General features: G+C 67.4%; 9 protein-coding genes and 2 pseudogenes. 8 read left to right on the forward strand and 3 right to left on the reverse strand.

What is annotated here, in order from left to right; genetic code table 11:
• Positions 1–93: 93 nt before the first annotated feature.
• A pseudogene (locus QNO09_RS38035) lies at positions 94–1,094 on the forward strand (IS5 family transposase).
• Here QNO09_RS38035 and QNO09_RS38040 read toward each other — a convergent pair.
• Positions 1,025–1,630: a YaaC family protein gene (locus QNO09_RS38040; protein WP_283974802.1), complete on the reverse strand. Its 606-nt coding sequence runs from the start codon at positions 1,628–1,630 to the stop codon at positions 1,025–1,027. The pseudogene QNO09_RS38035 and the gene QNO09_RS38040 overlap by 70 nt on opposite strands.
• A gap of 51 nt (positions 1,631–1,681) precedes the next feature.
• Here QNO09_RS38040 and QNO09_RS38045 point away from each other — a divergent pair, with 51 nt between their 5' ends.
• Positions 1,682–1,858: a DNA ligase-like domain-containing protein gene (locus tag QNO09_RS38045; RefSeq protein ID WP_283974803.1), complete on the forward strand. Its 177-nt coding sequence runs from the start codon at positions 1,682–1,684 to the stop codon at positions 1,856–1,858.
• A gap of 53 nt (positions 1,859–1,911) precedes the next feature.
• Here QNO09_RS38045 and QNO09_RS38050 read toward each other — a convergent pair whose 3' ends face one another.
• Entirely contained in the window at positions 1,912–2,598 is a 687-nt protein-coding gene (locus tag QNO09_RS38050) for a hypothetical protein (RefSeq protein ID WP_283974804.1), read from the reverse strand.
• Between the two features lie 185 nt (positions 2,599–2,783).
• On the opposite strand from QNO09_RS38050, the gene QNO09_RS38055 reads away from it, so the two are divergent.
• The 5 genes and pseudogenes from QNO09_RS38055 to QNO09_RS38075 form a co-directional block, all read left to right on the forward strand.
• A complete protein-coding gene (locus tag QNO09_RS38055; RefSeq protein ID WP_283974805.1) occupies positions 2,784–3,092 on the forward strand; it encodes an ATP-dependent DNA ligase in 309 nt (102 codons plus the stop codon).
• Between the two features lie 68 nt (positions 3,093–3,160).
• Entirely contained in the window at positions 3,161–3,334 is a 174-nt protein-coding gene (locus tag QNO09_RS38060) for a hypothetical protein (RefSeq protein WP_283974806.1), read from the forward strand.
• Between the two features lie 390 nt (positions 3,335–3,724).
• Positions 3,725–4,120: a formate/nitrite transporter family protein gene (locus tag QNO09_RS40165; RefSeq protein WP_283974807.1), complete on the forward strand. Its 396-nt coding sequence runs from the start codon at positions 3,725–3,727 to the stop codon at positions 4,118–4,120.
• Positions 4,099–4,515 carry a formate/nitrite transporter family protein gene (locus QNO09_RS40170; RefSeq protein WP_283974808.1) on the forward strand — a complete coding sequence of 139 codons (417 nt, stop codon included), beginning with the start codon at positions 4,099–4,101 and terminating at the stop codon, positions 4,513–4,515. Before QNO09_RS40165 ends, QNO09_RS40170 begins: the two co-directional genes overlap by 22 nt.
• A gap of 199 nt (positions 4,516–4,714) precedes the next feature.
• Positions 4,715–5,044, forward strand: a pseudogene (locus QNO09_RS38075) (IS3 family transposase); the annotation flags it as partial.
• 220 nt (positions 5,045–5,264) lie between these two features.
• Here QNO09_RS38075 and QNO09_RS38080 read toward each other — a convergent pair.
• Entirely contained in the window at positions 5,265–5,594 is a 330-nt protein-coding gene (locus QNO09_RS38080) for a hypothetical protein (RefSeq protein ID WP_283974809.1), read from the reverse strand.
• A 532-nt stretch (positions 5,595–6,126) separates the two neighbouring features.
• Here QNO09_RS38080 and QNO09_RS38085 point away from each other — a divergent pair.
• On the forward strand, positions 6,127–6,645 hold the full coding sequence (locus QNO09_RS38085) for a hypothetical protein (protein WP_283974810.1): 519 nt from the start codon (positions 6,127–6,129) through the stop codon (positions 6,643–6,645).
• The last annotated feature ends 15 nt before the right edge of the window (positions 6,646–6,660 follow it).

Genomic DNA, 6,660 nt, shown 5'->3' on the forward strand with positions numbered 1-6,660 from the left:
ATTACTGAGTTTTTCGTTAGGAACCGTATCCAGTTGTGATCAATCTGCGGGATTCGACCTCGCGGCACGGCGTGAGCCGGTAGACCTGGTGTCATGACGCAGGTGCAACTGAGCGACGCTGAATGGGAGTTCATCGAGTCCTATCTGCCGATCGGCCGGTTCGGTCCGTATCCCGAGCGGTTGCGGCAGCAGTTCGAGGGGGTGATCTGGCGGTTCAGGACCGGTGGGCAGTGGCGGGAGATGCCGGCTGAGTTCGGTGCCTGGCCCACCGTGCACAACCGCTTTAGGCAGTGGCGCGACGCGGGCGTCTTCCAGGCCCTGCTGGAGGGGCTGATCGCGGAGGTGGCCCGGCGGGACGAGGTGGACCTGTCCCTGGTCAGTATCGACTCCACCACCGTGCGCGCCCACCAGGACGCGGCCGGCATGCACCTGAGCCCAGACGTCCTCACCGCGCTGGAGAAGGCCGCGGCCGAAGAAAAAGCCAGGTCAAAGGGGGCGACAACAACGGACGAACCGGACAGGACATCGACACCGACCCCGGACGGCAGGAGCGGCGCCGCGTCCGGCGCCGGCACCGGCTGCGGCTGAAGGCCGCTTCGCTGGGCCGCTCCCGGGGCGGGCAGACAAGCAAGATCCACCTCGTCGGCGACCGCAGGTGCCGCCCGCTGGTGCTGCTCCTGACCGCCGGGCAGGCCGCCGACAGCCCTCAGTTCATCCCCGTCCTGAACCAGATGCGCGTCCGTCTGCCCGTGGGCCGTCCGCGCACCCGGCCGGACGCCGTGGCGGGCGACAAGGCCTATTCCTCCCGTGCCAACCGCGCCCACCTGCGCAAACGCCGCATCCGTGCGGTCATCCCGGAGAAGAAGGACCAGCTGGCCAACCGCAAGAAGAAGGGCTCCCAGGGCGGTAGGCCCGTCGACTTCGACGCCGAGCTCTACAAGGAGAGGAACACCGTCGAGCGGCTGATCAACAAGATGAAGGCCTGGCGTGGCATCGCCACCCGGTACGACAAGTCTCCCGACAGCTACCTCGCCGGCCTCCACCTACGCGCCTCGATGATCTGGCTCAAGGACCTCACCCGAGCCACCCATTGATCGGAACTCAATACGGTCCCTAGGAGGGGGTGCTCGTGCGCGCCGATGCTGACCTCGTCGACGTACAGCGGGGTGAGCCGGTCCCTGGTCGTGAGCGGGTAGCGGAGGTTCGGCGGTAGCAGATCCCACACGTCTTCCAGGCGAAGCGGGTCCATATCCCACACCGGTGAGTCGAGGACCTCGCTGACCTTCACGAAGCTGCCCTGGGTGCCGGGCGGATCAGTGCGGATCTCGATGTCGGGGAAGGACCGGTCGAACCCCGTGGCCTTGATCCCGTGGGTGTCGAGGCGCCAGTCCTCTCCCTTGAGGGACCAGGCGGCGGCCGTGATGGCACGGCCGGCCTGGCTGAGGCCGTAGAAGACCAGGACCGGGCTCGTGGCCGGGCCCACGACGGCGGCGGCGCGGAACAGCTGCTGAGCCTGCTCCAGGGCGGACGCGTACGTCTTGCGGCGGGAGCCGGTGTCGGCTCTGGCAGGTGGATTGGAGCGGCTGGCCCGTAGCCGCTCCCACGCCTTATCGGCGTCGCGATCGCTCATGGCCGGGACGCTACCCCCTGTCGAGTTGACGCCGCAGGGTGAATTTTCCTCTTGCGTACGCGGGCGCGGATCGTCAAGGTCGATGGCCACCGGACCGTGCTGTGGCGGACCGAGGACAGCGTCCGGCTACAGTCGCGGACCGGCCGCGACGTCACCGCGCTCTGGATAAATCTGGCCGTGGCCGCCATGAGCCTGCCGCCCGGCGTGATCCTGGACGGGGTTATGTGACCTGCACAGGTGTCTCAGCCCCGGGGAGTCTCAGCCGCGCCGCGACATATGCGTCACGTCTCCGCATGCCAGGGGAAGCCATCCGGGTCCGCGGCGGCACGGGTCCAGACGCGCTCGTCGTCATGGCCGCGGATCTGGTCCAGGAACGGGAAGTCCTCCGGCTGCACGGCCAGTTTGGCGACAGGGGTTACTGGTACGGGACTTGCCCATTGGGCTGGCTGCACCGCGACATCGCCGACCCGCATCGGCGGCTGCAGCTCGAAGGTGCTGGCGGGCAGCAGGTAAACCGTGCCGGGACGCCACGGCTGCTGCTTCAGCGCCCGCGCGCTGATGGAGAAGTAGTAGTGCGGCTCGCCGAGCCGCTCGCTGCCGTTGGCGGGGCGGGCGCAGCCATTGATCAACGACATCGGGTGGTGGTCCCGGTCCAGGATCGCGTAGTACATGGGCCAGAGCCCGTCGCCGGCGGCGAAGACCGCGCGCCGGTTGCCGAACTCGCTGCTGTCGTCCGGCTGCCGGGGTTCGAAGCGGCTGATCGCCGGGTCGCCCGAGCCGTGCAACAGCAGTCTGCCGCGGTCTGCGGCATGGCAGAGGAACTGCCATTTCGGCGCGTCAAGCCGGTAGTCGATGGGCTCATCGGGACCGTTCGCGAGCGCTTGCTCCAGCAGTCGGTCGAAGGATGCCCACATTCTGCGGTCCGGGGGTGGAGCGGGACGCGTCATCCAGTACGCAGGCAGCTTCATCAGAGCAACCTATCCAGCGCACCGCTCGGGACACCATGAATCCGGCTGGAAACGCTCCCCGGGTCAGCGGCGAGGCAGACCGACCATCAGCAAGCTCCAGCACATCGCCGTCCCGCTGTGCATGACACTCGATCCCCCGCTCGCACCAATGATGCCGACGGACAGGGGCTGTCGATGAGACAGGCGTGATAGCCCCCATAAACGGCGAGGTGATCATCTACCGGCAGGACCGGCTGGACTTCGGAGCCCTGCAGCAGCGGATCAACCGCCGCCCCGCCACCACCGCGCGCCTGGCGCGTGAATACCCGGCTCACCTGATCGCCTTCGACCTGCTCCACCGCGCCGGCACCGACCTCCTCCGTCAGCCATACGGCGGGGCCGGCCGGGTTCAGCAGGCCGACGACCTCACGGCGCAGAGGCAGCCCAACCACTCAGTCCCCTTTCCGTGGCCTCTTGCCATCTCCTGGCTTGATGGGCAGAACGCCTGTTGCTGAGGACGCAGCAACCTGTGGTTTTGCGTTGCCAGGTCGCGCGGCCTGCGACCTCCAGTTACACAGGAACCATGAGCGATGAGTCCTACCGCCCCGGCGAAAAGGTCCCCGAAAGCGGCATCTACCAGTGCGACTGCGGCCAGAGCCACGAATACAGCACGGATGTGAAAGGTCATCCTTTCCCGCCACTGCCGCAAGGCTGTTCAGGAATAGGCTGGACCCTCAAGACCGCGACCCACCAGTAGCCCTGTAAAAGGCCTGCTACCGCTTCCCTGATCGGCTACAGGAACGCACACGGCCCGCTACATTGTGGAGCGGTGCGTCGAAAGGCCTTCCGGCTCGCCCAGCGGTCGTCCAGCCCGCGCACGGCAAGACGTGCCTTCGGGGCCGTCAGACGCGGTCCCAGCCGAGAGGGTGTCGCAGCGGTCGGTGGTTGCGGCGGTCGGCGTGCTCACTGGTGTTGCCTCCCACGAACTACTGCTACTGCTGGTCAGCGACGCACGCGGCCCGTCGGGGACGGAAGTGCGCCGCAGTATGCAGCTCGGGGATGCATCGGGGCTACTCCCTGCGGACGAAGACCAGGCCCCGTACGGCGCTGTCAGTCCGCCCCTTACTCACCCGGGAGGGAAGCCTTCATGGCTCAACCACCAGAGCCCCGGGAGATCTACCACCGCGCCAAGGAGGAAGGCGAGCGCCGGCTGGCCATGCCTGCGCTGGAGAAGTCATCCACCGGGTTCATCGCCGGCATCACCATCGTGTTCGGCATCGTGGCGCTCGCGATGGCGGAAGAACTTGCCAGGCCCCTACTGGGGCCTTCTCTGGCCCATCTCGTAGGTGCGCTCGCCTTCGGGATCGGCGTGGTATTCGTTGTGGTGGGCCGATCCGAGCTGTTCACCGAGAACTTCTTCGGCCCGGTCGCAGCAGCGATCGACCGGCACCAGCGCTCGGTATGGAACTGGGCCAGCTGTGGACCGTCGTACTGGTGCTCAACCTTGTCGGCGGAGCCGTCATGGCCGCGATCTTCTCAGTAGAAGGAACGCTCCCCACGGGAGCGCACCATGCCCTCGCCGAAGCGGCAAAAGAAATCTCCACGAAGAGCGGTCTGGCCACCTTCACCCGCGGAGTCGCGGCCGGAACGCTGCTGACCCTGCTGTCGTATCTGCTGCACGCAGCAGACTCGACCGGGAGCCGCATCGTCCTCGCCTACGTGGTCGGCTTCTTCCTCGCCCTCGGGCCGTTCGACCACGTCGTCGTCTCAGGCCTGCACCTGTTGTTCGGCGTATGGCTGGGCGACACGGTCTCCTACGCCGATGTCGGCTTCAACATCCTCCTGGCCGGCGCGGGGAACCTCGCCGGAGGGCTACTGCTCATGACCCTGACACACACCGCTCAGGTCAAAGGAGCCCGCAGGGACAAGCACGGGTAACCCAGCAGCGGACAGTCGGCGCGGCACCCTTCGTTGGCACTCCCCCTGCAGATTCGGGCCTGGTGCTTCGGCTGTCTCCCCAAAGCTTGGGCACGCGGACACGGCCGACATCATCCGCGGGATCCGGCTCCCCCGTCAGCCCGCACACGCGGTGCACGCGAAGCACAGGCAGCCTTCCTGTCGGGGGACCTCGGTCCCAGCGGCCCGCCAGGCCGCCGACGCGAAGCTCGCTGCCCGGATACGCACGGTTCATCGGGCCTCGGACGGCACCTACGGCGTCCCCAGGATCACCGCCGAGCTCCGGGAGAACGGCGAGGTGGTGAATCACAAGCGCGTCGCCCGGATCATGCAGACGATCGGGCCGGCAGGGCTCCGCCTGCGCTGCAGGCACCGCACCACCGTCCCCGACCCGGCCGCGGCGAAGGTCCCGGACCTGATCGGCCGCGACTTCACCGCGGGCCAGGCGATTGCCAAGTGCGTCGGCGACATCACCTGCCTTCCCCTGGCCGGCGGAAAGTTCCGCTATCTCGTGGATTGGGACGAGGAGCGTTACATCGTTGCCTCTTCCGTCGACACCTCGGTGGACGAGCAGGACGATGCCTCCCCCAGCCCGACGTAATGACCCGTGGCGCAGGCAGCAGCGCTACGGCCGGCGTCCCCTCCCGGCGGGCGACGACTCACCGCAGGTGTCCGGTAGACGCCAGCAGTGTGCCGCGGCGCACGTGGAGCGGCCGTCGCTCAGAGGGTCTTCACTGGGAGATGTTTTCGTCGATGTCTTCGGCCTTGAGGTAGGGCTCGCCCCGAAACTTCTCGTACAGCGTTTCCGCGAGGTCGACGTTCAGGTCATCCTGGACTTCAGCGAAGTCGAACTCGTGCACGGTGCCCGTTACGCGGACCAGATCGTCCTGGTCCGGCGCCGGCAGGTCCTTTTCCACCACCAGCAGCGGCTGGACATCGCTGAACTCGTCACCGCCGATGGTGAACGCCCATGGAGAGATCACGTCCTTCACGTGACCGCTGAAGGTCGCCCTTTCACCGGTCACGGAGTCGGCGTCACCGCGGTCGAACGCCTCCTGCACCCCGCGGATGTCCAGGCCCCGTTCACCGCCTCCGGAGTCGTCTCCGCATCCGGACAACGCTGTGAGACTCAGCAGCAAAGCTGCGGGCCAGACGTGTACGCGCGGGCGGGGCCCGTGGCCGTTCCGGGCACTTCTCATCAGGGCCTCCTAGCGTCGCCGGGCTGTGCTCCTCAAGAGCCCTTCAGGTGTTCCGGTGAGGGCAATCGCACGTCGCCGTCGACGGAATCCGGCCCCTGACCACGCGCCCAGCGCGCTCGGCCGGCCGGGCGGGCGGGCCGGCCCGATGTGCCCTGCGCGGCCCCGGGCGAGTACCCACCCGGCAGGGCTGTCACGCAGAGCGGGACCTCTCACACCGCTCGGTCGAACGCCGGTCGGCGACAGTCCGGGAATCGCCCCCTTCACGCCAGGTGCGGCCCGGGCAGGTGCACGCGTGGAGGCTGGCCGACAGCGGGACTGTTTGCACGGTTTCACCGCCTTGGGAGTCGGTCACTCGGAGCGAAACGGTGACCGGCCAGGGTGGAGGGACAGCGGTATGTACGGCATGGAAAAGGGTCGGCCGCGCCGCAGGGCTACGGCTTTGTTGTTCGCCTTCGCTCTCGGCATTGCGGGCCTGATGGGCTGTGGAGACGACACCGCAGGTTCGGAGACCGGGGCGGATGTGGAGGAGGTCCAGGAGGACGCGTTCTGGAGGGACCCCGACCGGTGGGCGGGGGAGGAAGTCACCGTGAGTGCGGAGGTGAAGGAGGTTGTCAACGAGGACGCATTCACCATCGCCGGCACCGCGGAGGCGGACGTGGACGAACTGCTCGTCGTCTCGGCCGACACGACGGGAGTCGAGGAAGGCGACTTGGCGAAGGTCACTGGAACTGTCAAGGAGAACTTCAACCCCGCTGATGCGGAAGAGGACGTCGGCGCGGACTGGGAGAACGAGATCTTCGCCGACTGGGTGAACGAGCACTACATCCAAGCCATCAGCGTCGAAACGGACCCCCGACAGAACTGTGTGGACGTTAAGTCCGTTTCTGGTAGCGGCCTCGTCCTGGCTGGGTGAGGAAGCCTTGGCGGG

Origin of the sequence: Streptomyces sp. 378 (genome assembly GCF_030124145.1) — a bacterium.
GTDB lineage: Bacteria > Actinomycetota > Actinomycetes > Streptomycetales > Streptomycetaceae > Streptomyces.

What these genes read in the sequence shown, in the direction of transcription:
- QNO09_RS38040 (WP_283974802.1), bottom strand. Translation starts at nt 1,630, where the DNA reads ATGAGCGATCGCGACGCCGATAAGGCGTGGGAGCGGCTACGGGCCAGC.
- QNO09_RS38050 (WP_283974804.1), bottom strand. Translation starts at nt 2,598, where the DNA reads ATGAAGCTGCCTGCGTACTGGATGACGCGTCCCGCTCCACCCCCGGAC.
- QNO09_RS38060 (WP_283974806.1), top strand. Translation starts at nt 3,161, where the DNA reads ATGAGCGATGAGTCCTACCGCCCCGGCGAAAAGGTCCCCGAAAGCGGC.
- QNO09_RS40165 (WP_283974807.1), top strand. Translation starts at nt 3,725, where the DNA reads ATGGCTCAACCACCAGAGCCCCGGGAGATCTACCACCGCGCCAAGGAG.
- QNO09_RS40170 (WP_283974808.1), top strand. Translation starts at nt 4,099, where the DNA reads ATGGCCGCGATCTTCTCAGTAGAAGGAACGCTCCCCACGGGAGCGCAC.
- QNO09_RS38085 (WP_283974810.1), top strand. Translation starts at nt 6,127, where the DNA reads ATGTACGGCATGGAAAAGGGTCGGCCGCGCCGCAGGGCTACGGCTTTG.